The organism is Amycolatopsis sp. lyj-23 (assembly GCF_046549135.1).
Lineage (GTDB): Bacteria > Actinomycetota > Actinomycetes > Mycobacteriales > Pseudonocardiaceae > Amycolatopsis.
In genome coordinates, this window is the sequence record NZ_JAJPWN010000020.1 from 56,170 (window position 1) to 77,075 (window position 20,906).

At 67.6% G+C, this 20,906-nt stretch carries 23 protein-coding genes; 17 read left to right on the top strand and 6 right to left on the bottom strand.

The annotated features are described in order from the left end of the window. Positions 1–230 precede the first annotated feature (230 nt). A complete protein-coding gene (locus ACLJPY_RS39740) occupies positions 231–1,031 on the top strand; it encodes a GAF and ANTAR domain-containing protein (RefSeq protein WP_410596121.1) in 801 nt (266 codons plus the stop codon). A 121-nt stretch (positions 1,032–1,152) separates the two neighbouring features. Here the strand turns inward: ACLJPY_RS39740 and ACLJPY_RS39745 are convergent, their stop codons facing one another. Beyond that, positions 1,153–1,440, bottom strand: a complete 288-nt coding sequence (locus ACLJPY_RS39745; protein ID WP_410596122.1) for a hypothetical protein — start codon at positions 1,438–1,440, stop codon at positions 1,153–1,155. A gap of 1,010 nt (positions 1,441–2,450) precedes the next feature. Here ACLJPY_RS39745 and ACLJPY_RS39750 point away from each other — a divergent pair. Then, on the top strand, positions 2,451–2,867 hold the full coding sequence (locus ACLJPY_RS39750) for a hypothetical protein (RefSeq protein ID WP_410596123.1): 417 nt from the start codon (positions 2,451–2,453) through the stop codon (positions 2,865–2,867). A 219-nt stretch (positions 2,868–3,086) separates the two neighbouring features. Next, entirely contained in the window at positions 3,087–3,341 is a 255-nt protein-coding gene (locus ACLJPY_RS39755; protein WP_410596124.1) for an STAS domain-containing protein, read from the top strand. A gap of 626 nt (positions 3,342–3,967) precedes the next feature. Here the strand turns inward: ACLJPY_RS39755 and ACLJPY_RS39760 are convergent. Further along, positions 3,968–5,176 (bottom strand): IS110 family transposase, encoded by a 1,209-nt coding sequence (locus tag ACLJPY_RS39760; RefSeq protein WP_410596125.1) that lies wholly within the window; start codon positions 5,174–5,176, stop codon positions 3,968–3,970. A gap of 226 nt (positions 5,177–5,402) precedes the next feature. Here ACLJPY_RS39760 and ACLJPY_RS39765 point away from each other — a divergent pair, with 226 nt between their 5' ends. The 5 genes from ACLJPY_RS39765 to ACLJPY_RS39785 all read left to right on the top strand — a co-directional run bounded on the left by ACLJPY_RS39765 (position 5,403) and on the right by ACLJPY_RS39785 (position 7,814). Beyond that, positions 5,403–5,873, top strand: coding sequence for an Asp23/Gls24 family envelope stress response protein (locus tag ACLJPY_RS39765; protein WP_410596126.1), 471 nt, complete (start codon positions 5,403–5,405; stop codon positions 5,871–5,873). 291 nt (positions 5,874–6,164) lie between these two features. After that, positions 6,165–6,341, top strand: a complete 177-nt coding sequence (locus tag ACLJPY_RS39770; RefSeq protein ID WP_410596127.1) for a hypothetical protein — start codon at positions 6,165–6,167, stop codon at positions 6,339–6,341. Positions 6,342–6,346: 5 nt separating this feature from the next. Further along, positions 6,347–6,721 carry an Asp23/Gls24 family envelope stress response protein gene (locus ACLJPY_RS39775; RefSeq protein WP_410596128.1) on the top strand — a complete coding sequence of 125 codons (375 nt, stop codon included), beginning with the start codon at positions 6,347–6,349 and terminating at the stop codon, positions 6,719–6,721. Further along, positions 6,718–7,245: a DUF6286 domain-containing protein gene (locus ACLJPY_RS39780; protein ID WP_410596129.1), complete on the top strand. Its 528-nt coding sequence runs from the start codon at positions 6,718–6,720 to the stop codon at positions 7,243–7,245. Before ACLJPY_RS39775 ends, ACLJPY_RS39780 begins: the two co-directional genes overlap by 4 nt. After that, positions 7,242–7,814 carry an alkaline shock response membrane anchor protein AmaP gene (locus tag ACLJPY_RS39785; protein WP_410596130.1) on the top strand — a complete coding sequence of 191 codons (573 nt, stop codon included), beginning with the start codon at positions 7,242–7,244 and terminating at the stop codon, positions 7,812–7,814. Before ACLJPY_RS39780 ends, ACLJPY_RS39785 begins: the two co-directional genes overlap by 4 nt. A 45-nt stretch (positions 7,815–7,859) precedes the next feature. Here the strand turns inward: ACLJPY_RS39785 and ACLJPY_RS39790 are convergent, their stop codons facing one another. Next, positions 7,860–8,264, bottom strand: a complete 405-nt coding sequence (locus ACLJPY_RS39790; protein ID WP_410596131.1) for an STAS domain-containing protein — start codon at positions 8,262–8,264, stop codon at positions 7,860–7,862. A 291-nt stretch (positions 8,265–8,555) separates the two neighbouring features. On the opposite strand from ACLJPY_RS39790, the gene ACLJPY_RS39795 reads away from it, so the two are divergent. Together ACLJPY_RS39795 and ACLJPY_RS39800 are read left to right on the top strand one after the other, a co-directional pair. Next, complete coding sequence (locus tag ACLJPY_RS39795) at positions 8,556–8,882, top strand: ANTAR domain-containing protein (protein ID WP_410596132.1); 327 nt, start codon at positions 8,556–8,558, stop codon at positions 8,880–8,882. Between the two features lie 259 nt (positions 8,883–9,141). Beyond that, a complete protein-coding gene (locus ACLJPY_RS39800; protein ID WP_410596133.1) occupies positions 9,142–9,555 on the top strand; it encodes an STAS domain-containing protein in 414 nt (137 codons plus the stop codon). A 398-nt stretch (positions 9,556–9,953) separates the two neighbouring features. Here the strand turns inward: ACLJPY_RS39800 and ACLJPY_RS39805 are convergent, their stop codons facing one another. Next, a complete protein-coding gene (locus ACLJPY_RS39805) occupies positions 9,954–10,724 on the bottom strand; it encodes a SigB/SigF/SigG family RNA polymerase sigma factor (RefSeq protein WP_410596294.1) in 771 nt (256 codons plus the stop codon). 177 nt (positions 10,725–10,901) lie between these two features. Between ACLJPY_RS39805 and ACLJPY_RS39810 the strand changes: the two genes are divergently transcribed. Both ACLJPY_RS39810 and ACLJPY_RS39815 read left to right on the top strand, forming a co-directional pair. After that, positions 10,902–11,255 (top strand): hypothetical protein, encoded by a 354-nt coding sequence (locus ACLJPY_RS39810; RefSeq protein ID WP_410596134.1) that lies wholly within the window; start codon positions 10,902–10,904, stop codon positions 11,253–11,255. Between the two features lie 595 nt (positions 11,256–11,850). Then, on the top strand, positions 11,851–12,354 hold the full coding sequence (locus ACLJPY_RS39815) for a hypothetical protein (RefSeq protein ID WP_410596135.1): 504 nt from the start codon (positions 11,851–11,853) through the stop codon (positions 12,352–12,354). Between the two features lie 177 nt (positions 12,355–12,531). On the opposite strand, the gene ACLJPY_RS39820 is transcribed toward ACLJPY_RS39815, so the two are convergent. Then, positions 12,532–12,753: a hypothetical protein gene (locus ACLJPY_RS39820; RefSeq protein WP_410596136.1), complete on the bottom strand. Its 222-nt coding sequence runs from the start codon at positions 12,751–12,753 to the stop codon at positions 12,532–12,534. 1,299 nt (positions 12,754–14,052) lie between these two features. Here ACLJPY_RS39820 and ACLJPY_RS39825 point away from each other — a divergent pair. Together ACLJPY_RS39825 and ACLJPY_RS39830 are read left to right on the top strand one after the other, a co-directional pair. After that, on the top strand, positions 14,053–14,490 hold the full coding sequence (locus ACLJPY_RS39825) for an STAS domain-containing protein (protein ID WP_410596137.1): 438 nt from the start codon (positions 14,053–14,055) through the stop codon (positions 14,488–14,490). A 25-nt stretch (positions 14,491–14,515) separates the two neighbouring features. Next, entirely contained in the window at positions 14,516–14,956 is a 441-nt protein-coding gene (locus tag ACLJPY_RS39830) for an ATP-binding protein (protein WP_410596138.1), read from the top strand. A gap of 1,021 nt (positions 14,957–15,977) precedes the next feature. Here ACLJPY_RS39830 and ACLJPY_RS39835 read toward each other — a convergent pair. Further along, positions 15,978–16,253, bottom strand: coding sequence for a hypothetical protein (locus tag ACLJPY_RS39835; protein ID WP_410596139.1), 276 nt, complete (start codon positions 16,251–16,253; stop codon positions 15,978–15,980). Positions 16,254–17,142: 889 nt separating this feature from the next. Here ACLJPY_RS39835 and ACLJPY_RS39840 point away from each other — a divergent pair. The 3 genes from ACLJPY_RS39840 to ACLJPY_RS39850 all read left to right on the top strand — a co-directional run bounded on the left by ACLJPY_RS39840 (position 17,143) and on the right by ACLJPY_RS39850 (position 20,324). Further along, positions 17,143–17,733, top strand: a complete 591-nt coding sequence (locus tag ACLJPY_RS39840) for an abortive infection family protein (RefSeq protein WP_410596140.1) — start codon at positions 17,143–17,145, stop codon at positions 17,731–17,733. 1,449 nt (positions 17,734–19,182) lie between these two features. Then, positions 19,183–19,368, top strand: coding sequence for a hypothetical protein (locus ACLJPY_RS39845; RefSeq protein WP_410596141.1), 186 nt, complete (start codon positions 19,183–19,185; stop codon positions 19,366–19,368). Then, complete coding sequence (locus ACLJPY_RS39850; RefSeq protein WP_410596142.1) at positions 19,365–20,324, top strand: helix-turn-helix domain-containing protein; 960 nt, start codon at positions 19,365–19,367, stop codon at positions 20,322–20,324. The genes ACLJPY_RS39845 and ACLJPY_RS39850 overlap by 4 nt, the downstream gene beginning before the upstream one ends. The last annotated feature ends 582 nt before the right edge of the window (positions 20,325–20,906 follow it).

The window sequence follows — 20,906 nt, forward strand, 5'->3', positions numbered from 1 at the left end:
TGATGAAAGGCGGCCCGGGGTCCGATGTGGCGACCCCGCCGGCCCAGGGTTTAGAGCCGGCGGGGTCTAGGTCGAGTGGTACCCGTACGAGTCAACTTGACCTCCACCACCGTTACCCATTCTGTGCAAGTCGAAACACACTTCTCGTCCATCAGCGTTCGGTGCGGCTAGATTGGTCGTCGCGATGGTTGAGCAGGCAGCCGTCCTCCGCAGCATCTTAGGGAGACGGCATGGCCTCAGAGCAGGATCGGCAGCATGAGAGAACAGCGCCCACATCAGGCGACGATCCGGGGCGAGCTGCTGTCCCGGCGTCGCTGGGTGCCCAGTTCGCCGCACTGACCGCCACCTTGCTCGCGGCCCCGTCCATGAAGGATGTCCTGCAGCGTGTGCTCGACGCCACCACAACGATGATCCCGACGGCTGACTTCGCCAGCTTCACTCTGCTCGACGCCGACGGCGGCTTCCACACGCCCGCCGAGACCGACGAGCTCGCCAGCGACCTCGACCTGCTGCAGTACCGCTTCCGTGAAGGCCCCTGCGTGGAAGCTGCGATTCCGCACGGCCCGGCGGTGGCGATCTGCGCTGACCTGGCCGACGAACCACGCTGGCCGAAATGGGCGCCGGCGGCGCTGGAACTGGGGGTCCGGTCCGTTCTCGCCACCGCCCTCATCCCCGGGCCGCCGACCGGACGCTCCATCGGCGCGTTGAACGTGTTCTCCACAACCACCAACGGCCTGGACAAAGCCGACCGTGACGTCCTGCTGCTACTGGCCACCCACGCGTCGCTGGCTCTGGCCACCACCGACGCCGTCACCCGCGCCGAGCTCCAAGCCGCGCACCTGCGCACCGCGATCGAAAGCCGCGACGTCATCGGCCAGGCCAAAGGCATCATCATGGCCCGCCGCGGCGTCACCGCCGACGAAGCCTTCGACGTACTGCGCCGCACCTCACAAACCCTCAACGTCAAGCTTGCTGAGGTCGCCTCGACGCTCGCCAGCCGCCACACCGAGGTCGACCTGCCCACCCGCTGAGGCGCCACTTCCGCCCCGCCTCGTCGGTCAACCTGGGCACAGCCGGAATGTGGCCTACCGTGCGTACCGCCATACCAACCTCCTTGCGCCGGAGCGGGAGGTGTCAGCCGGCTATCGCGTCCTACCCGGTTGCGGTGCCGCCCACGCTGGGCGGAACATCGTGCGGCGCCAGTTCTGTTTCGATGATCTCCTCCACCTGCGCTGCCATACGCACCAGCCGCCACCGCACGACGACGATCACCGCGGTCACCGCAGCCGCCACGCTCATCGCGACCATGCCGATCGGGGTATCGGCGACGGCGACCGCCGGCGGGATCATCAGTAACGCTGGCAACCGCCACCGCATCGTGTGGCGGACATGCCGGGGCCGGTAGAAGAGCCTGCCGAGCAGAAGCTGGTGGACAGTCATCCGTCGCCTTCTTCCGTCTGTACCGCGACCCGGCCTCCCATCCGGTCGCCGCCATGGATTAACGTAAAGTCACTACGTGTCACCCAGTTCAGACGTCCGCGCCGCCGCGTGGGTTACAGAATCGGCGGGCATCACCACTTCTGTGTTACGACACCACCCAGACGGCGCATCTCGGAGCTGAATAGACGTACTGGCAATAGCAGTGTCGAGATTCAGTGGTTACACGAGAGATCTTCCGCCGGTGTCGCTGCGGCTGCGTCGCCACATCGAGCGGCGTCGGCAGCGGTGCAGTGAGGCCGAGTCCGTGCTCGGGCAACCCGGCCGTGCCGACGTAGGCGGTCAACAAGTGAACGAAGCAATCGTCGCCAGCGCACAAGTCTACGGCGAGCAAGCCGATCGCGAAGATCGTAGGCAAGGGCGCCCGGCAGTGACCGATCACCCGCGTAACGCATCAAACCCAACGTCTACCGATCCTCCGTGGAACGTCCGCATTCGGTGCGGCGGACACCCTGTCTCAAAGGGCGAATCGACAGAATAGCTGGCAGCACGGAACAGTTGCTGAACTAAGGCCTGCCACGTCATTGGCAAGCTCATGAATGATCAACTATGTCAGCCGTTGGCGGAGTTGCTGCCGTCACCCACCTGTCGGATTGATTCCAGCGAACTGTCTGGCTATGGCACGAATCCGGGACTGACTCGGACGTCGGAGGCTAACGTTGGTCCAGTGGCACGGACACGCGCACCGCAACGTGGCCTATCGCTGCTGTCCAATCGAGTGAACCTCACTCAGAATGACCTAGCGCCAGCAGTATGGGCGTATATTGCTGGATGGCTGATGCCGGTTCAACCGAGAGCCGCGGAGCCGTTCCCTCCCCAGGACAGAACCCCGGCGCCCCTCCCCCCGCTCCTGCGGCCGGGGTTCTGTCGTATCCGGTGCTTATCTCAGCGTGAAGGCCTGCTAGAGGGTGATTTCCTGCAGCCGACAAGCCGGTTCGTGGCAGACTTTGCCTATGTACGCTTTCGACATCTCGCCGACGGGCTGGTTCGCCGAATTCCAGGAAGAGAAAGACGGTAAGCGGCGTTCGTGGCAGGTCACCATCCAATGTTTCGCACCTGATGGCAACGCCATGATGGTCGACAGCACCTCGGCCCGGCTAGTGCCGGCGGCAAGCATCGACAACTTTGTCGGCCTGGTCGAGACTCACCTCGGGGTACATTTTCTTCCGGCGCAGCCGGGGTGGTCGGTGGAAGGCAGCGATTGGAATGGTGAGACAGTCATCGGTTGGATGCTCAATGACGCCGGTTACGGTGCACCGCTGGTCGCCCTGCCGAACTCGGGCGGGGTCGTGCCCGCCGGTGTCGACGGATCGTCCTACACGCTGAAACCTCCGGACGCTCACCGCGCCGACAGGCAAGCCGGCTGCTGACACGTCAGGCGGCGCCGAGCCGACTTCTGCAGCCGACTACAGCGGTCACTCGCAATGGGTGGCTTCGGTCACGCGGGTGATGGGACGCCTCGATCGCTGCCCTGCCTGCTGCAGTGGCGGTAGCGTAAGCGTTGTTGAAGACTTCCGCACTGGCAGGACGGGGAGTTGGTGGCGGCGTCGGCGGGCACTGTAGAGCTGGCCGGTCCAGGACGAGTAGAAGTGACCGGCGAGATCGACATCACGCACCGGGAATTGCTGCGGAGTGTGTTCACCGAAGTGTTGTCGCAGTGCGGCGGCGGTCTGGTGGTCGACTCGACGCAGGTGAGGTTCTGCGGGGCGGCGCTCATGGGGGCGTTGATAACGCTACGCACAGACTGTGCGGTGCTGGGCGTTGAGTTGCGGGTGCTTGCTTCGCCGTTCGCCCGTCGGGTGATGGGGCTGACCGGGCTGAGTGAGTTGCTGGCACAGCCGTAGCGGGCCACCGTCGGTGTTGGCGTTCGCCTTCGGAAGTGCATGTGCCCGGAGTCTTGATCGTCGACCGCAAGCTGGGCCCCCGGTGTTCCGACAGAGCGCGCGACACGGGCGGAGACCACGCCGCGCTCGGCGGCGGAACGACCGTTGTCAGCGAAGATGCGCTGTTTACGCGTGCGGTGGTATGCCGGCCGGCCGCCCGCCTCGGGTCGCGGTTGTGGCTGGGTTGGCCGTAACGTTAACAATACGTGGCACCCGGGCATCCGCTGATACGCGCGCGATGGGGATCCGCGCACAGGCGATCGGCCGGCGTCGTGCGCTGTGGCATCGGGAAGGGTGCGCGGTGAACGGTTCGGGTGCCACGCGTCAAGCAATCCGGCGTGAGGCGATGTCCGCCGCATGGAAAGCGCGGTCGCGGCCGGCGACACGGCCGCGTTGACTCGAACTCGTCGTGCTGGTCTCGCAACCGGCGCTTCGCATGGGTGGCTTCGCGAGTGGTGTGCTTCACACGATCGGGTCGTGACGATCTCTCGAACCGGGTGTCTGTCCGGTGTGGAGGAAACAATCGAAGTTGATTCCTCTGCCAACGCAAGACATCCGTCCCGTGCGAAGGAGTCTCAATGACCGTGTCAAGCTGCGGCCGTGACCGGCGGTGAAGGATGGAACTCACGACCGTCGCGCAACAGCGCCCAGACGACGTCGACCAGCCGGCGGGCCAGGGCGATCAACGCCTGGGTATGCCCCTTCCCCTCACCGCGTTTACGCAGGTAGAAAACCCGAGAGGGGCCGTCGGGGCGTTTGATGGCCGACAACGCGGCCAGGTAGAACACCCGGCGCAGACCGCGGTGGTAACGCTGCGGGCGGTGCAGGTTGCCCCGCACCCGCCCCGAATCACGCGGCACCGGCGCCAGACCGGCGTAGGCCGCCAAGTGCGCCGAGCTCCGGAAAGCCGTCTGCAGGTCCCCGCCGGTCCCAGCCAGCAGCTGAGCACCCAGGACCGGACCGAACCCGTCGAGGCTGGTGATAGGCCCCGCGCCCGGGTGCTCAGCGAACCGGTCGCCGAGCTGCTTGCTGACGTCCTTGATCTCCCGGTCCAGGTCCAGCAGCTGCCGGGCCAGCCGGGCGATCAACGGTGCGGTCACCGATTCCCCCGGCAGAGCAACGGTCTGCTCCTGCGCCGCGGCCAGGGCCTTGTCCACCATGGACGGAACGCTCTTGCCCCAGGCACCGTGGTCAGTCAGATAAGCGGACAGGCCGATTGCTCCGGCCGTCCGGATGCCGGCCGGGGTCTGGAATCCGGTCAGCAGCACCAGCGCAGAGCGGGTCGAGTAGTCGAACGCCCGCTCCAGCGCGGGAAAAATCGAGGCCAGCAGCTCCCGGACCCGGTTGACTCCGCGGACCCAGTCGGCCATCAGGTCGTCCCGGCGCGCGGTGAGGATCTGCAGGTCGGCCACGACCGCGTCGGGGCTGGTGATCGGGGTCAGATCGCCGCGGAGGCGGGCGGTTTCGGCGATGGTGCGGGCGTCACGAGCGTCGGTTTTGCCTTCACCGGCGAACGCGCCGGCCATCCGGTTGACCACCCGGCCCGGCACCGAGACCACCGGCTGGCCGGTGGCCAGCAGCAACGTGATCAGCAGGCTCGCCGCGCCGGAGGTCATGTCCACCGCCCACACCACCTGCGCGGCTTTCGTAGTGGTGCGGGTGATCAGCTGCTCGATCGCGGCTTGGCTGTTGGCCACCTTCCGCGAGAACACGATCTTCCCGGCCGCGTCCACCGCGCAGGCGTGATGAAAGCCCTTGCCGACATCGATCCCCACCCACACCTTCCCCACGGCCATCCGGCCAGTCCTCCTGTCTTCGCAGTTCAGCCCCGTGGACGACCCGCCGGCATCTCCATAAACAGCGACCAGGCGCAGATCTCAATCAGCGGCCAGGGCGTCCAGAACGACAGGGCGGCCACTCCTTCGAAGCCACCGCACGAGGCAAGACACCATCAGCCACACCCCATCGCCCCGGGCATCCAGAACATCCCGTCCTGAACACCAACAATCTTATGGAGACACCATGACGACCGCCGCAGCCAAGGTCCCCGCGCAGACGACCTCGGCCCAGCCCGCTACCAAGCCCGATGGGGCGCTGGTCAGCGCCCAGGGTTCGACGTCGGTCGCCGACGTCGTGGTTCAGAAGATCGCCGGCCTGGCCACCCGCGAGATCCCGGGCGTGCACGCCCTCGGCGGGGGTGCCGCGCGGGCGTTCTCGGCGATCCGGGAGCGGATCCCGGGCGCGACCGCCTCGGCGGGCCAGGGCGTGTCGGTCGAGGTGGGGGAGAAGCAGGCCGCCGTCGACCTGCAGCTGGTCGTCGAGTACGGCGTCTCGATCGCCGACCTGGCGCGTTCGGTGCGCCGCAACGTCATCGGCGCGGTCGAGCAGATGACCGGCTTGGAGGTGGTCGAGGTGAACATCCACGTCGGCGACCTGCACCTGCCCTCGGATGACGACGAGGGCGAGCACACCGACACCGGCCGGGTGCAGTGACCGCCGAGCCCGACGCCGCCCGGATCGCCGCCGCCGTGCTGACCGTGTCCGGCGTGGCCGGCCTGCACGGCGGCCGGTTCGGGGAGATCGCCACCCTCGTCCCGCCGCAGCGAGTCGCGGGCGTCCGGGTCCGCGACGCAGACGTCACCATCGCTGTCACCGCACGCTATCCCCTGGCGGTCACCGAACTCGCCGCGGCCGTACGGGCCGCGGCGGGCGCGAGGTGCACGTGGTGGTCGCGGACATCGTCGAACCACCCATCACGCAGGAAGAACCGAAGGAGAAGGTCTCGTGACGTCCACCCAGCTCGGCCTGCTCACCGGCCTCGTCCTCGGCCTAGCCATCGCCTTCGGCGGCTTCGGCGCCTTCGCCGCCGTCGTGGTGCTCGGCGCGATCGGCTTGCTCGTCGGCCGCGTCCTGGACGGCAAGCTCGACCTGTCCCAGCTGACCGGCCGCGACCGGGGCTGAGCACCATGACCACCAGTCTGGCCGTCCCGGAACGCGGGACGCTCAGCATCGCCGAGCAGGCGGTGCAACGGCTGGCCGCGCACGCGGTGGCGGAACTTGACGACGTCGGGGGCTCCGCCGGCCGGTTCCTCGGCGTCAGCCTCGCCGCCGAAGACCTCGACCGCTCGGCCAAGGTCACCGCCCACGTCACCGGCGGCGAGGTGAGATTGGACGTGCGCCTCTCGATCACCTATCCCGCATCCGTCACCCGCACGACCGAGCGCGCCCGCGAGCACCTCGAGAACCGTGTGGAGGAGCTGACCGGACTTGTCGTCACGCGCGTCGACATCACCGTCACGGCCCTGCACACCACGGCCGCCCGGCGCGGGAGGGTTGAATGAAGCGCCGACCGCGCCGGAGCACCCCGGCCTTGGTGATCGCGCTCGTGTTGCTGGCTGTGTGCGTGCTCGTCGCCGTGAGCGCCGTCCAGCTGATCCTCGGCGAACGCCCGTGGGTCAGCTACGACACCGTCGCCGCCACCCTGCACCAGCTGCGGTGGACTGATGTGCTGCCCGCCGTCGCCGGCGGTGTCCTCGCCGTAGTCGGGCTGGTGTTGCTGCTGGCCGCGGTCCTGCCCGGGGCCGCCACCGTGCTTCCGGTGGACGGGCTATTCGACTCCGGCGTTGCCCGCGGCAGCTATCGCTCAACCCTGCAGGCAGCTGCGGCCGGAGTCGACGGGGTCTCCGGTGCCCGGGTGAAGTTGCGGTCGCGGCGGGTGAAGGTCCGGGTCAACACCACCCGGACCCGCCCTGACGGCCTGGGCGACGCCGTCCGCGCGGCGGTCACCGGCCGGCTCGACCGGATCGCCCCGGCCACCCGCCCCACGGTGGCCGTGCGGGTCCGCGCCCCCAGGAGGACGTCATGACCGACCTCAACCGCCCCGCCCGGCTCAACCGCACAGTTCTGGCCCTGCTCGGGCTGGCCTTACTGGCCGCCGGTGGATTCGCGGTCGCGACCCACTTCCAGCGACTGCGGCTCCTCGATCCGGATTCGCCGCTGGTGCCGGGACCGACCCGGCCACCGACCTGGGCGCTGTACGTCACCGCTGCGGTAGCCGTACTCCTCGGGCTGCTCATACTGCGGTGGATCCTGGCCCAGGTGGTCCGCCGTCCGCCGACGCGGACGTGGCGCTTCGACACCGACCCCGACCGTGGCCGCACGGAACTGTCCGCCGACGCCGCGGTCGCGCCGTTCACCGAAGAACTCAGGACGTACCCCGGTGTGCACCAGGCTCACGCCACCCTGGCCGGAAGCCACGACGATCCGACGCTGGCCCTGGTGGTCACTTTGGCGCAGGACGGCGATCCGGGCCAGATCCGTGAACGTCTGGAGGCCGACGGTCTGCCCCGGCTCCGGCAAGCTCTGGACCTTGACATGGTGCCAGTCAGCATGGAACTCCGCTTCAGCTCCACGGCCGGGCTCAGACTCCGTTGAGCGCAGGTGGGGGCCAGTGTGTTCGAAGTGCCGTACACCGAGCGGTCAGCGGCCCTCAGGCAACACCGCGGCGAGCCCGGTCAGAGCCACCTTCCGCCGGGCCTCCGGCGACAGTGCGACGTGCAGCGGCACCGTGGCCGTTCGGCACGCGCGGGCCAAGCGGACCAGCGGCGTCAAAGCCTCCAGTGTGAGGGAGGTGACCTCGGTCAGGTCGAGGATCACGCGGTCGATGCCGCCGGCCACATGGTGCAGGAGGGTGTCGATGGCGTGAGTGAGCCCTCCGGCGGCGTTCGTGTCGAGGTGACCGGACACGGTGAGCGCGACGACCGCGTCGACCGGACCGGTGACCTGGACCCGGGCTGCCGGCGGCTCCTCCGAACCGCGACGCGGACCGGCGACGTCGGCGTGCGTCGTGTCCATCAGGTCTCCCGGGGTCGCGGTAGCCAGCATGTTCCGCTCATTACAGCGCCGCCGGCCTTCCCGCTGTTACCTACCCCGCCGCACGGCGCGACCGTCCGTCTGTACGAGGCCTGTCGACGGGTCGAGTGACTTGTCGACGATCAGTCCGAACTGCAACGATGATGCATCGATCTGTAGGTCGCTTCGCCCTGGAAACATCAGAGATAGGGGTTAACGATGTGTGACCGCCTGTTGACGAAACGTGCCTATGGTCGGGTGCGACGTAGTCCGCATCGCGGCGACGCGGTGCCTGCCGCTTCAAGGGTGAGGTGAGATAACCACATGACGTCGTGGAGATCTGCGGACAACCCGGCCGACGAGATAGCGAACCTGCGAGACGCCCTGGACACCCAGCCGGTCATCGAGCAGGCCAAGGGGATGCTGATGCTGGTGCGTGGCTGGACCGCAGCGGCGGCGTTCGCGGCCCTGCGCGCCGTATCGCAGCGCACCAACGTCAAATTGCACAAGGTCGCGACCATCGTGGTTGCCGCCGGCAGCTGTGTAGAAACCCACTCGGTCAACGCCGAGACCTCGACTCTCGTCCTTGACGAACTGCGCCAGAACGTTCTCGGATCGGCCTTCAACTCACCGCCGGGGCCGCCGGGGTAGCCGACCCCGCTGGCGACCAGTGTTCGATCTGCGGTTGAGCGGGCGATCAACTGGGCAGTAGGTGTCTGGCCCGGCCATTGCCCTGAGCGCGGTCCGGGCCATGGCGCTTCACCGTGACAGCCAGTTTCGGCCGGCCGTGCGGTGCGACGCCGCGGTTGAGACCAGAGCCGCCACCGAACCCAGTTTCGGCCTGCCACCGGCAGCCCGGCACCACGGGGAGGCGTAGCCGGCTCCCCGCGTCGACGAGGAGGCCTCCACCATGCCCGCTACCGCCACGCCCCGCAGCCACCGTGATGTCAACGCCGGCACTGTCGCACGTACCCGCTTCACGGTGACCACCACAGCCGACGCCGCCACCGTCGCGGTCGTCGGCGACCTAGATCTCTCCAGCACGCCGCGGCTGAAGGAACGGCTGGATGAGGAACTGGCGTTGCGGCCTGCCGCGCTCATCATCGACCTCAGCAGGGTCGGATTCTGTTCCTCTGGGGGTCTGTCGGTGCTGGTCAACGCGGTCACCAGTGCCCACGCCCTCGGGATCGCCTGCGCGGTCATCGCCAGCCAGCGCGCCGTGGTCCGCCCCATCAAGCTGCTGTTCCTTGACCGCATCCTGCCGATCCACGCCGACCGCGCCGACGCCGACGAATGGCTGTCGCTGGTAGCGCGGCTGCGCTGAGGGAACACGCTTAACGCCGACAGCGGTGCAACGGCTTACCCACTGCGGGCCGCTCGGTAAGCGGAAGAAGTCATGGATTAGCCCACCGGCTCGAAAGAGTCCGCTCCGACCTGCTCGCCGGCTGGGCCGTCGGCACTGGCCTGTTTACCGAACGTGGGCAAGACCTTCTGCTGGCGGTGGACGAGGCGATGGCAACGTCGCCATGCGCAACTCCGGCCAGTGACAGCCGGTGTAACGCTCTACCTTCCTGAGTGGCCGCGGCCTGCCGCTGATCCGCGCCCTAGTCGACCAGGTGCTGGTCGAGACGAGCGTCGCCGGCACCACCGTCACCGTGACCGGACGTGGGACGGTGGGCGGCGGCCTGCTGCCGGTCCTGTGGCTGGGGGAGCGGGCGTGGCTTAGTCGGTGATGATGTGAGCGCGGAGCTGTTCGAGGGTCTTGGCCAGCAGCCGGGAGACATGCATCTGGGACACCCCGATACGTTCAGCGATGTCGCGCTGGGGCAGCTCGTCGACGAACCGCATCTTGATGATCGCGCGCTCACGGGCCGGCAACGTCGCCATTGCCGCCTGCAAGGCGACGCGGTTGTCGAATCGGGTGAACCCGGATTCTTCGACCGCGAGTTGGTCGGCGACCGTGACGGTGTCTTCGGCGCCGCGGACGGGAGTGTCGATCCAGTGCGGACGGTAAGCCTCCGCTGCCAGCAGTCCCTCCCGCACGTAGTCGACGTTCATCCCCAGGTGCGCGGCCAGCTCGCTCGGCGTGGGCGCCCGACCCAGGTGGCCCACGAGGGTGTCGGTGGCTTTGCTGAGTTTCTGCTGCAGGTCTTTCAACGAGCGTGGGACGCGCATCGACCAGCCGGTATCGCGGAAATGGCGGCGAACTTCGCCCATGATGGTCGGGACGGCGAAGGACAGGAAGTCGGTGCCTCGCTCGGGGTTGTAGCGGTCGACGGCGTGGATCAAGCCGGTCCGGGCGACTTGCAGCAGGTCGTCGAACGGCTCGCCGCGGCCGCTGAAGCGCCGGGCGATGTGTTCAGCCACCAGGAGGTGCTCGGTGATCAACCTCGCCCGCAGCTCCCTGCGCCGGGTGTCCTCGTCGCCAAGCCGGCTCCGTTCGGCGAACAGTGGGCGTACTCGTCGAAACGGCGCTGGGACGGCAGGGCGGATGTCCCGGCGGACGGTTTTCGCTCGGGCGCTCGGACAACCATGCGCACTTAGTACCCAATAGCTGACGCAACCACACGATCGGCTACTCCTCCGCACAGGATTGCGGCTCCGCGCTGATCACCCGTCTGCGCGTGCACAACGGCGGCACCCTTCCGCTGACCGCGCGCTACGACCTCTATGAGCACGTCAGGCCCGTCGTTGCGGCACCTGTGTCAGCTTCGCCGCGGCGGCGCCTGGGCCGTCCTCTCCTCGGCCACGCTCTACCGGCTGATCGCCGGCGTCCTGGCCCTCGCCGGCCTCACCCACGCGGCCGGGCAGCCGTTGCACTACACGCCGTACAACTTCCGCCGGATCTTCGCCTCGGAGGCCGTCGGCAACGGGCTGCTGGCCCACATCGTGTCTAGGCTGCCCGGACACAAGAACATCAACACCAACACCCAGGCCTACATGGCGATCTTCGACGAACAGCTCGTCCGCTCCTACCGCAGCTTCCTCGACGCCCGGCGCGCTCAGCGACCCGAAGCCGAGTAGCGCGAGCCCACCGACGAGGAATGGCGCCAGTTCGAGCAGCACTGCCAGCTGCGCGAACTGGAACTCGGCGAGTGCGGCCGTCCCTACGGCACGCCCTGCAAGCACGAGCACGTCTGCATCCGCTGTCCCAGCCTGCGCTTGGTCCCCGCAGCCAGGCCGAGGCTGGTGGGGATCATCGCCAACCTGCGCAACCGCATCCAAGAAGCCCAGCTCAACGGCTGGCTCGGCGAGGTCGCCGGCCTGCAGGCCAGCTGAACGAGGCCGCGCGAAGCTGACTAATCTCGACAGGATCCGTGAGCGTGGTCTGGCCGCACCCGTCGACCTACCGATCATCGTCGACTCACCCGACTGAACGCACGACGCGGTTGCCGCAGCCGGGTGAATCATCCGGCTCGGCGTCGCGGCGCGCGAACACCGCCCTCGGCGCCCGTTACCCTTGTCGCCGCAATCACGACCGCAAGGAGAAGCGGGTGAACGACAACTCCATGATCATTCCGGACGTGCACGCAGAGACGATGACAACAGCGCGGGCCTCGACGGTCACCCCGCCCGCCCTTGCTCAGCCCCTTCTGCCGAACGTCGGGGTCTGACTGCGGTGGCCCAGCGCAAACGAGGATCGCAACAGCGGCGCGCGGCGAAGGCCAAGCGTCGCCAGGCTCGCAAGAGCAGCACCGGCGCACCGCCCTCGGCAGCCGGTCCGCGCCCGCCAGCCTTGCCCGAGCTGGACGCGATCCACGCCCGGTTCGCCGCCACGGAGGCCGACGAGTTCGACGAGCGCGATTGGCTGCCCGAGTGCCCGGGCATGATCGAAGAACACATCGACGGCACGGAAGGCAACTGCGCTCGCGGCGCTCGCTGCACCGGCGGATACCACTCCGGTGCCATCGACTGCGCGTCCGACCCGGAAGACTGCACCTACTGCCGCGCCTTGATCTGCCGCGCCGACGTCGTCGTGGAACACCGGCGCGGTGCGCGCACTGAGTGCAACGCCAAAAACGGGCTGTGCGAGGCGCCTGGCCACGAGAACTTCGACGGCTACTGCGACGAGACGAACGCGCTCACGTTGACCACCTCCTGCGGCGCGTGCCAGCCCGCATGACGGCGGCCGCGTCGTCGTAGCGGCGGTCGCCACGACCGGGCGAGGGTCCGTTCCAGCCGGATCAGAACGAGCTGCCCCGTAGTCCGGAGAAAATCCTGGTCGGAACCAGCCAGCCAGCCAGCGAGGGCGTCTCGCCGGGCGCGGTAGTCCATGAGGACCGGATAAGTCGAGGACCAGCTAAATGTAGACGCCTTTGATCGGCAGCTCGGTGATCCCCACGCTCTTGAGCTGTTCTGCCGAGAGCTGCAGATCGAGCCAGAAGAACGCGAGAATTCCGACTCGGGGTTGATGGTGCTTGTGGTGCAACAGGCGCAGCGGGTGCCCCTCCAGCTGAGCGCCGAGCAGCGCAGCCCGCATGGTCGGCGACTGGTCCACGAGCAGGACACGGACCAGGCTCATCGCGCGACGACCTGCCCCGGTTGACGCACCTGCGCCTCCCGGGACTTCGGCATCCAGAACGCTATCCATGGGTCTCCGGTCAAGCATGACGCAACTGCACTGCTCGACGTGACGGCCGCCTGGGTCGCGCAGAATTCCACCTGTTGAGGGTGATGCGGGATGTTCGCGCCGACCTGTGCTCGTAAAAACATCGGGCGGATCGCCGCCGGAACCAGGTAGGGCCCATCGCGGCGTTCTGCCGACGTCTGATGCGGCCGTTGTGGCCTCCCACGAACGACTCTGCTGCGGCCAGAGCCGTTCGACCCTGGCCGACATCCCGTGTCACCGCCATTCTCATTACACGTCATCCGGCAATGCAGGCATCCCCCCGGCCTGCTGCCGATCGGCCAGGTCTGCGGGGCATCACAGCGTGCCCGGCAGGCCGCCCCGCTGACGGAGGCTCTGATCATCGGGTTGGGCGGCCGCTGTCGTAGCCCGCCTAGCCGAGCAGACCGACCAGTTACATGCAGCAACCGGGCGCTGTCGCCAGGCTGTCGGGCATACGCGTGCAACCCGCCCCAACGTCGCTTGGTTGTCGCTGATCGCCGCGAGGCCAAGCAACGTCAACATCTGGCGTCGCGATGCCTCCCGCGGATAGGCGGCGAATGCTTCCAGTGGAAATGACCGCAGCCCAGCCAGCACCAGGGGCGGCCAGAACCGACGCGGAACAGTCCCACCGCAATCCTGAAGGAAAGGGTGTTTGTGGTCTGGCCGCACTGGCCAGCCCTGTACCCCCAGGGTGCGATGCACCGCGCTGCCCCGAGACCGTTGCTGCACTCGGGGCAGCGCGGCGGCGCGAATGGCGCACTGCTTAACCAGTCGCAACGTCGGGTTTACCCGCAGCTAAGGCCGGTACACCCTTGCCGCACGACGCATCGCTTGCTCATCGCTTCACCGTAAAGCAGCCCCGAGGTACCGCCTGGACGCTCATGGACCGATCCGGTTAGAGCAGTCTGCGCGGCCGCGGTGACGACCGTTCGCTTTCGTCGGCCGGCAGCAGGCGTTGCTGCGGCCGATCACCGTCCTCGCCTTGGAGCAGGTCCTGCCGCTACATCACAACACGGCCAAAGCCGTGGTCTGGCTGGCGCTGTTGTCCCAGCTGAACGACCTGAACGCCTGCTGAACGCGACTGGCCAGTCACGCTGTCGCGGCTCATCGACTCACGTAGACGAAGTGCGACCTCGGCAACTTGACCTTAATCATGTGAGGCGAGCGGGGTCGCGGCGAGGCCGATGGACAGTGGGCGGGCATGATGTGTCGGTGACGTTCCCGGAGCCGGAGGCGGGTGGCTTCCCCGCTGCATCCTCGTTCGCGGTGTCGGTGTCGCTGCGGCGCGTCGAGACCGCGCTGGTGCTCACCGTCGGCGGCGAGGTCGACCTCGTCACCGCACCCGAACTGAACGACGCCGTCACCGCCGCGCTGACCGAGGCACCTGCCCTGCTGATCGTCGACTTGACCGCGGTGACCTTCTTCTCGTCCGCCGGCCTGGCGGTCCTGTTCAACCTGCAGAACGCGGCCGGGTCCGCGACCACGGTCCGGGTCGCGGCGACCTCGGTCGCTGCGCGGCCGATGGCCATCACCGGTGCCGACCGGCTCATGCCGGTGTTCGCAACGCTCGCCGAAGCCCTCTCGGCCGGGCACCCAGCCGAGCCGCCTTCGGAGCACGGTGACGCGAGCCCGTCCGGGAGCAACCAGTGACCTCGACGTCCGACGGGACTCGGTGATGGAGTCCGAGACCACCGCTAGTGACCCGGATCCGGCTCTTCCAGCGCCGGTTGCGGGCTTGGCCTGTGTAGGGGTGAGCGCGACGCCGCCGCTGCTAACTCAGCTGCGCCGCCAGCTCCTCGCTTGGGTCGGTCACGCCGGGCTGCCCGTGGGACGGATCCAGGATGTGGTGCTCGCAGTCTACGAGGCGCTGGCCAACGTGGTCGAGCACGCCTACCCGGGCGAAACCGGCACCCTCGACCTGCATGCCCGCCGCAACGGTAGCCGGATCACCGTCACGGTCACCGACCGCGGCTCCTGGCGTCCTGCCCCCGCGCCGGGCTTGCTGGGCGGGCGGGGGTTGCCGCTGATCCACACCCTGGCCGACGAGAGCGCCTTCACCACTACACCGGCCGGCACAGTCGTCGAAATGAGCTGGGTCTGCGCCCCGGGCACGTGACCACGCTGCCGAACTTGGCGAATGTGCGCCGGGACGGTTGAGACCCCCGGACGACTGGGTAGGTCATCAGTACTCGGGACGGGGGTCTCGGGGACAGGCGGCGGCCTGCCGGGATGACCACGCCGCACCGTCGGGGCGGTGCCGGACAGTACGGGTCATCGCGGCAGGCCGCCGCGCCCTACCCGCCGGCTGCGCGGGATCGCCCGGCTTGACGAACCTCAGGCGATGCGGCCGCATCAAGCCGAAGTAGTCCGGTATCGGTGCTTGAGACCGCACTGCGCACAATGTGCCGAGCGCCGATCTCGACCGCCGGCTTACCCGTGCCACAAATTGGGCCGCGTGAGGGAGGTTCGGGAGACGACGAGTTTCGGCCGTTGAGCTGGGTACGTTGTGCGCGCGGGCTCGGTTACCTCCCCCTCGATGACTGGGCCCGCCTCCCGGAGCTGTTGGCGGTTCACCGGCCGTGAATGCCAGCCGGATCACCACTAGACGCCGTTGGCGATATCGGCCTTTCTCGTCCGCACGAGGCGCTGGTTCGGTACGCGCGGCGGGGGATACCGGTTAAGTGCCGGACGCGTCCCGCTCGTCGCCGTCTAGGTGCGTCACAATCCGGTCCACCGCCCACCGGGGACGTCATGCTCGCGCAGGGCAACGCGGCGTAGGACGTCCTGCTGGACTAACGCGACACCGCGGCCGAGCCGCGCGCGGACGGCCGTAGCGACCGTGGTTTTGCCGGCGCCGGACGGGCCCCTGAGCACGACCAGTTGGGTGTCCGGTGAGCCAGTCGGACCGTTCGACACCTTATGCGACGTCGCTGCCGTCTGCGGTGTAGCTGCCGCAGAAGCCCCGATTGATCCGGCATCAGCGGGCTCGGAGTGCTGTCCGTCGCTGCGCGCAGTCACGACGCTAACTAATACCCGACGAGCCGGATGACGGTGCATGGGCCCACCTGATGCGCGTGCGCCCATGCGGAAAGCCCGTTTCAGCGGTGGCGATCGGTGCACGAACCCGCGTCGGCCGTCTACGCGCAGGCTTGGCGCCACTGCAGGGCTGCGCGCCAGGTCGCGATCAAGGCTTCGTCGTCGGCGGAGGTGGGCGACGCGCCAAGCGGTACCCAGGTCTGCTCCACCGGCTTCCCGTCCTCGACGTGCACCACGCAGATCCCGGCGTAGCGCAGCACCTCATTGCCTGACTCGGCGGAGATGCTGACTTCGCGGCTGGTCATCACCAGTCGCACTTGCCGTTCGCCCATCACGCGCCCCCCGCCCACCTCGTAGTCGACATCATCAGTGCGCACATATCGTCATCTGTAGCAAGTATTCCCTCGTTGTGGCGCGAATCGTTCCTGAATGCGGTGGCGGGACCTGCTGGCCGAACGTCTGGACTTTCCTTCCGCGAAGACGCGATCGTGCCGTTCGGTACCCGGCATGCTGTGCAGTTGTTGCGGGCAGAGCAGGAAAAGCGCCTGAGACGGCGGTAGTCTCGGGGAAGGAAAGCTGCCGCCTGCCCAGGCCCGCGGCCGATGCCGCAGTGCCGATGTCGACCCGCCGCTCTCCGTTGTTACGCCGTGAACGCGCCGGCGAGGTGCCCCGGAATCTGCGCCTTACCAAGGTTTCGCCGGCGAACGCGTCGTCGGCAGGAGGCCAGGCGGTGTGCCGGGCTCGCCCCCTACGCGAGCCCGGCACACTGTATATCCTGGTGGGGGCCTCGGGCTCCCCAGCCGTAATGGACGCCGGTCCCCCCGCGCGGCTCCGGCAACCGCGCGCGTCGGTGAACCCGCACGTCAGCGTTCCGTGACGACAGTGCAGATCATGAACACCCGGCCGGGGGATGTTCGACAGCTACGCGAGGCGACGGTCCGCGTACGCTCACCGCGGCGCCGGGCCTCATGTGGGCCTCGGTCGGAGCCGCGCTGCCATGAGTCACGAGTTGATCCGGCGCGGCACCCGCAACACCTTCCGCAGCCTGGCCGCAGACATCCCCAAGGCCAAGGTCGAGTTGTGGCAGAACGAAGGGTTCGCGCCAGTCGCTGGCCTCGACTACGACGACCCCAGCGTCAGGCGCTCGACCGTGCAGTCCTATATCAAAGCCGTCGACCAGTCTGCCCCTGACTCACGTCGAGCGCGCGTTGCGGGTGTTCGAGTGGCAGCTGCACTGGCTGGCCCGCCAGCCCACCCACGGTGCGAGTGACTTCGACGACGCCGCCGCCTGGCTGGACCGCGACGGCCTGGATCCTCGACGACGGCAACAAGATCAGCTGCGCCCCGGCCGGTCGGCCTCGAACACAGCCTGCACGCCCTGAACGATCCGTCCGGCATCCGCGCCGAGATCGACCGCGCCACCGCACCCTGCCCGAGGACCCGGCCGGCGCGATCGGGGCCGCGAAGCAGCTCGTCGAGGCCACCGCGAAAGTCGTCCTGCACGAACGCGGTCTGCCCGTCGACGACAACGCAACCGTCTCCGACCTGGTCAAAGCCGCCCAGCAAGCCTTGCGCTTGCACCCCTCGGCGGTTCAGCCCGGCCCGGACGGCGCCGACGCGCTGAAGAAGATCCTCGGCGGCGCGTCCACCATCGCGATCGGACTGGCCGACCTGCGCAACCGCGGCTACGGCACCGGGCACGGCCAAGCCCAAGCCCCGGCCGGGCTCGGCGCACGCCACGCACGGCTCGCGGTCAGCGCCGCGACCACCTGGTGTCAGCCGCTGCTGGACACCCTCGCCGATTCCGCCGCCCCGTGGCACGCCGACGAAGGATCCGAACGTGACCCCGCCCCATAAACCTTCGGTTTTTCCTGCGTGCGCTCGGGAGCGCACGCAGGAAGATGAGAGGGCGGCCCGCAAGGTACATCACTCCGCCCGATGTCGCGGTAGGTACGGTGGAGCAGTGCGTGACCGCTGGGATCGGCTCAAGCGCTGAGTCCTCAGCCCGCCGGGGTGGTCGCGCGGCGATGCTGTCGGCGCTCGGTTCGGACGATATTTCCGCTGTTCATCAGGTTTTCCGTGATGTTGCCGCCCGTTGTGCGGTGAGGTGCGAGGGCGCCGGCCGGGTTGCAGCGACCGGCGCCCTTCCCTACCGTCGGTGAGGGACTCGTCCGGACCATCGAACGGGAGTCTCGAGGTCGAGCACGACGTAGCGGCGTGCTCGTGGTCCAGCGTCGCGGCGCCGATGTCGAGGGCCAAGGCCGCCAAGTTGCTCGTCAATCCAGCAATTTCGCTACTCAGCACTCACCTGCAGCGATATCACCGCAGCCGATGTGGCAGCGATCCCGCACACAGCGTAACGGCTCGGACTCTGGCGCCGCCTATGTATACGCGTGTGTACTCAAGCCGCGAACGTCACTGCCGCCGTCCCGGTCCTGCGCCGGTCGTTGCTGTCGGTGCTGGTCGCTAGGATCCTGATCGAGGACTTTGTCAGCCTCGAACGGACGCGGGGCGCTGCCTCGAGGGGCTTGGCAGCTCCCCGCGTCCGGCCTTAATCTCCGTAGACACCAGCTTGTGGGCTTGGCGCTGGACGCCCGGCCGGCGTGCTTGCTGGTGTGCCAGTGGCGGATCCGTTCCGGGCCTACAACCATCAGTTGTGTGAAGCTGGCGTCGGTTGTCGAGGGCGAGCCGGATCTGGCGATCGGTACTGGCGAGGTCCTCGGAGCAGCGCTGCTCGTGGAGACTGAACGCGGCGGGCATGTGGGCCAGCCGAGCAGACGCCGGTCGTCCGAGCCCGTAGCTTCGCCGCGGACGCTCCGCTCCCGGTCGAGCGCAGCAGGGCCTGCCGCCGACCAGAGGATGCCAGCGACGGGTCGATTCGCAACATCGACACAAAGCCTTGACCTGCGGCGACAACATCAACAGGCCTTTGATGATCAAGCCGCGCCCACGAAATACTGCACTCCGCCGAGCGTAGATCTACGTAGTTGCAGCGGCCTGGGTGATTCGGCAAATAGGCCGAGCCGTGCATCGGGGAATCGGCGGACGCCAGCCTGCGTGCATTCCGCAACATCAGTGACTCGCAGTCGGCCCCGATGGGGTGCAACATAGGCAATGCGACACACAGTGCCGAACCGCAACGCCAGAGTGACGACTGACGGACAGTGCCCTCAAGTCGTTGGCGAATCACACCGCGTGCCGCTGCCATCCGGAGATCTCTTCGTAGAGGGGACAAGCGACATGCGCGAACGTTCCACCATGCCCACTGAATCGTCGGCGTCACCGTTAGGGCGACGCGTAGTGGTCATGCTCATCGTCGTTACCGCAGTCGTGGTGATGACCGCGTCCGGCATGGCTCCGAGCGCGGCGATCGCCCTGGTCGGTGCGGCAGGGCTGCTCAGCGCGGAGCTCGCCACGCGGCTGCTGGGCCCGGCGCCTCCAGCCTCTACCGCCCATGAGTCCGTCGACGCGTCCGAAGCGGAGCGTGCATGAGTCCGGCACCGCGCAAGCCGGTCCCGATCGACGGCGGCCCGGTCTCCGACTTCGCGCATGGCCTCCGCAAGATGGCCGAAGCGGCGGGGCTGAGCAACAGCCAGCTGGCCCGCTTGGCCCCGATGAACCCTGGCACCGTGAGCCGCGCACTCGGCGGCAAGCAACTACCAAGTGCCGCTACCGTCCGCAGGCTCGCAGAGTTGTGCGGAGCCGAGGCTTCTACGTGGGAGAAAAGTCGCGCAGACGTTGCCGCCGAGGTGAAGGCGGCGCGTGAGATGATACCTGCGAAGCTGAAACGAACGTGGGTAATTCACTTACCCGGTAAGAGTTCGGGCTCACGGTCTTCGAACTCGCGAAAGGCAACATTGATTGGCCTCAGCTGCACGATTTTGCTCGCCATTGCTGCCACTCTACTGACGTTGCAATCGATGAACTCTGCCGCAAGTCTGTATTACGTGAGCAACTCTCCGTCCACGTTCCCCCTGTCGACAGAAACTAGTGGTTATACCGCGCCTGGGCCAGATGGTCTAGTGTACCTTTCCGGGGACCGATTCGAGCTAGATCTCAAGACGAAAACGGCGCGGACTCTCGTGGTCAGCGTGGCTCCGACGTCCCCATATATTCCCTATTTGTCGTTTGATTATTGGGCGCTTTCCGACGCGCATCCGAAGGTGAGGTCCGTCTTCGGCGCAGTAGGAAGCATGACAACGCCACTCAAGCTTCACGCAACTCTGCGGCTCGACGCCACCACATGCGGACCGGTGCACATCGCAGTCACCGTGGGTCAAGTCACCGTCCCCGCGACCCTGGATAAGGGAGACAGTTTCACTCTGCCCGCCGACCTGCCGACCATCAGCCGCGATACGACAGTGACCGTTGCCATCGATCTGGGCGCTCATCCCAATAAATGTCAGGCGATGGTCAGCTGGGTAGAAGCATCGCTGGGAAGGCCGTAATTTCCTGCCCTACGTTACACGCTGGAGCGGCGGCGATACCCCGGCAGCACGATCACCCCGGGGGTGCCTGCTATTGTCACCCGGGACAGCCCCGGAATAGCCGGCGCCACCGCGGAAATGCGCACGCCGATCGACGCGTTGCGTATCCCCTGGGCTCATGCCCTCGGCCTTGCGGGTTTCGTTCGGCTGGAACCCCATGTCGTGCCGAGAGGTGGACTGGACGCATCTGCCCGGGCGCAGGATGGCCCGTTCACCAGGCTCCGGTGGACGGGCCATCCTCGTGTTCACCCCGGCGAAGATCGGCTCTGCTGCACGGCGGGGTCCGTGCGGCGGCACGGCGACTCGTCTCCTACAGGCGATCGGCGGTCAATCAAGATCAACAGCGCCACGCGGGAAGCACTTACCGAGGAAGATGAGCGGTTCGCCGGACGGCGCGGGCTACTCACTCTGGCTAATCAGATCCTGACCAGCACGGCTCATACCTGCAGGGCAGTGGCTGCTGTCGGAGTTTTAGCTGGCTCGCTGTGAGCACAGTGCTGCTCACCGGAGTCTCCCGCGTTGACTTCGGTCCGGTCCACGTCA

Excerpts from the sequence above, each read along its gene's own strand:
- ACLJPY_RS39740 (WP_410596121.1), top strand. The coding sequence starts at position 231 with ATGGCCTCAGAGCAGGATCGGCAGCATGAGAGAACAGCGCCCACATCA.
- ACLJPY_RS39745 (WP_410596122.1), bottom strand. The coding sequence starts at position 1,440 with ATGACTGTCCACCAGCTTCTGCTCGGCAGGCTCTTCTACCGGCCCCGG.
- ACLJPY_RS39750 (WP_410596123.1), top strand. The coding sequence starts at position 2,451 with ATGTACGCTTTCGACATCTCGCCGACGGGCTGGTTCGCCGAATTCCAG.
- ACLJPY_RS39760 (WP_410596125.1), bottom strand. The coding sequence starts at position 5,176 with ATGGCCGTGGGGAAGGTGTGGGTGGGGATCGATGTCGGCAAGGGCTTT.
- ACLJPY_RS39765 (WP_410596126.1), top strand. The coding sequence starts at position 5,403 with ATGACGACCGCCGCAGCCAAGGTCCCCGCGCAGACGACCTCGGCCCAG.
- ACLJPY_RS39775 (WP_410596128.1), top strand. The coding sequence starts at position 6,347 with ATGACCACCAGTCTGGCCGTCCCGGAACGCGGGACGCTCAGCATCGCC.
- ACLJPY_RS39780 (WP_410596129.1), top strand. The coding sequence starts at position 6,718 with ATGAAGCGCCGACCGCGCCGGAGCACCCCGGCCTTGGTGATCGCGCTC.
- ACLJPY_RS39785 (WP_410596130.1), top strand. The coding sequence starts at position 7,242 with ATGACCGACCTCAACCGCCCCGCCCGGCTCAACCGCACAGTTCTGGCC.
- ACLJPY_RS39790 (WP_410596131.1), bottom strand. The coding sequence starts at position 8,264 with ATGCTGGCTACCGCGACCCCGGGAGACCTGATGGACACGACGCACGCC.
- ACLJPY_RS39795 (WP_410596132.1), top strand. The coding sequence starts at position 8,556 with ATGACGTCGTGGAGATCTGCGGACAACCCGGCCGACGAGATAGCGAAC.
- ACLJPY_RS39800 (WP_410596133.1), top strand. The coding sequence starts at position 9,142 with ATGCCCGCTACCGCCACGCCCCGCAGCCACCGTGATGTCAACGCCGGC.
- ACLJPY_RS39810 (WP_410596134.1), top strand. The coding sequence starts at position 10,902 with ATGAGCACGTCAGGCCCGTCGTTGCGGCACCTGTGTCAGCTTCGCCGC.
- ACLJPY_RS39820 (WP_410596136.1), bottom strand. The coding sequence starts at position 12,753 with ATGAGCCTGGTCCGTGTCCTGCTCGTGGACCAGTCGCCGACCATGCGG.
- ACLJPY_RS39830 (WP_410596138.1), top strand. The coding sequence starts at position 14,516 with ATGGAGTCCGAGACCACCGCTAGTGACCCGGATCCGGCTCTTCCAGCG.
- ACLJPY_RS39845 (WP_410596141.1), top strand. The coding sequence starts at position 19,183 with ATGCTCATCGTCGTTACCGCAGTCGTGGTGATGACCGCGTCCGGCATG.
- ACLJPY_RS39850 (WP_410596142.1), top strand. The coding sequence starts at position 19,365 with ATGAGTCCGGCACCGCGCAAGCCGGTCCCGATCGACGGCGGCCCGGTC.